This is a genomic window from Niveibacterium sp. COAC-50 (genome assembly GCF_013184235.1).
In the GTDB taxonomy this organism is placed as follows: Bacteria; Pseudomonadota; Gammaproteobacteria; order Burkholderiales; family Rhodocyclaceae; genus Niveibacterium; species Niveibacterium microcysteis.
Genome location: NZ_JABCJM010000020.1, coordinates 1 through 888, shown reverse-complemented (window position 1 = coordinate 888; position 888 = coordinate 1). Strand labels below are relative to the sequence as shown.

Genomic DNA, 888 nt, shown 5'->3' with positions numbered 1-888 from the left:
CCTCGCTCAATCGAGCGACGCAGCCCAACGACCGGAAGAACAAAGCGGTTTGGCAGGAAGCAAAACGGCCACGTGTTGCGTGGCCGTTGGATCAGTTCGCCTTGACTACTGGGGAAGCCCTTGTAGTAGAAGTAAGCGGACACCGGAGCGCGTAGCGCGGAGGGAACCACAAGCGCAGCTTGTGGTGGTCCGCTTGACTGCCGGGTTAGGCCAAGGAGTCACAATGAACTCCCCGAAGCCTGAGTGAAGAACAGACTTTCTCAATGACGGCCTCATTGTCATCGTCCGCAATGAAGTACTGATTGTTCTGAATCGCCTGAAGCCCGCTAGGAAGGCCGAACACTGGTGGGTCGTAGTGCGTTACTGACCCTTCCAGGTAGTAGTTCCACTCACTTACACCGCCAGACTTGTTTGAAAACACAATCTCAAATTTCCGCAGCCACTTTGCAAATGCATTGTTGATTTTGTGTAGTTCAGGAAAGCGCCCTTTGAGTGGCGTGGACAAGAAATGCACTTCACCAACAGACCACAGCGCACCGCGCACGGTGCGGGGCAAGTAGATCGTTACGACTGGCGAGAGCTTGGGGTCTATTGCCCCGGAACCAGTGTATGCAAGAGCACCGAATGAGCGAAAAAACAAAACTGTTGCCCTCTGAGTTTGCTTCTCTTCAGGCGGAACAGGTAATGCCCTAAACCACTGAAGCACGGAGCTGCTTTCAGTTGGGTGTTCGATAAATCGGTAGGTGGTGCCCATGGGGTTGGCCTAACGTTGGACGTAACGGGCGCCGGAGCGCAGCGAAGGGGACCAAACTGCGCAGCAGTTTGGCGTCCCGTTGACGGACTTGTTAGGTGCGGCGCTAATTTGCATTGAGGTTTGCGCGGCCGCTA

At 54.8% G+C, this 888-nt stretch carries 1 protein-coding gene; it reads right to left on the bottom strand.

Going from position 1 to position 888, the window contains the following annotated elements; all coding sequences use genetic code 11:
* Window positions 1–205: 205 nt before the first annotated feature.
* Complete coding sequence (locus HH302_RS22225) at window positions 206–754, bottom strand: hypothetical protein (RefSeq protein WP_172205422.1); 549 nt, start codon at window positions 752–754, stop codon at window positions 206–208.
* Window positions 755–888 lie beyond the last annotated feature (134 nt).

What these genes read in the sequence shown, in the direction of transcription:
- HH302_RS22225 (WP_172205422.1), bottom strand. Translation starts at nt 754, where the DNA reads ATGGGCACCACCTACCGATTTATCGAACACCCAACTGAAAGCAGCTCC.